The sequence below is a fragment of the Vibrio sp. 2033 genome, from assembly GCF_033339735.1.
The window spans coordinates 1-714 of sequence record NZ_JAWOVC010000335.1 but is presented as its reverse complement, the minus strand read 5'-3'; the positions used below and the strand labels follow the sequence as shown (position 1 = coordinate 714).

The 714-nt window shown below is 47.6% G+C and carries 2 pseudogenes; one reads left to right on the top strand and one right to left on the bottom strand.

The features are described 5' to 3' along the window. A pseudogene (locus R7P74_RS26430) lies at window positions 1-485 on the top strand (FAD-linked oxidase C-terminal domain-containing protein); the annotation flags it as partial. Here the strand turns inward: R7P74_RS26430 and R7P74_RS26425 are convergent. Further along, window positions 442-714: pseudogene (locus tag R7P74_RS26425) on the bottom strand (ABC transporter ATP-binding protein); the annotation flags it as partial. The pseudogenes R7P74_RS26430 and R7P74_RS26425 sit on opposite strands and share 44 nt — an antisense overlap.

The following is a 714-nucleotide window of genomic DNA, read 5'->3' as shown; positions in this document are numbered from 1 at the left end:
ATTTGTGTGACCCGCACCAAGAAGCATTGATGCATGAAGTCTCTGATGAAGTTGTCAAGCTGGTAGCGAAATACGGCGGCCTGATGTGGGGTGAGCACGGTAAAGGTTTCCGTTCGGAATATGGTCCTGAGTTCTTTGGCAAAGAGTTGTTTACTGAGCTTCGACGCGTAAAAGCTGCATTCGACCCACACAATAAAATGAACCCAGGCAAAATCTGTACGCCACTTGATAGCGATGCAGAGTTGGTAAAAGTAACCGACACCAAACGTGGTTACTATGATCGCCAAATTGACGTACAAGTACGTGACAGCTTTAAGCAAGCGATGGAATGTAACGGGAACGGTTTGTGCTTTAACTACGATACCAGCTCGCCGATGTGTCCATCGATGAAAGTGACGGCTGATCGTCGTCATTCGCCAAAAGGGCGCGCTGGATTGGTTCGTGAATGGTTGCGTCAGCTTCGGTTGCAGAAAGTAGGTGCTCTGGGCGAATACCCAAAGACATACGGTCGCCACGGTTAACGGTTGTACCATCTACAGGAATCCAGAATGATACGCCGTTAGATAGCTGAACTTTAACGCGTTCTGATTCTACTTCATCAATGAACACGCTCATGAAGTTCATTTTTGGAGAACCGATGAAACCAGCCACAAAGCGGTTCTGTGGGTAGTGGTAAAGTTCAAGAGGTTTGCCAACTTGAGAGACGTAACCACC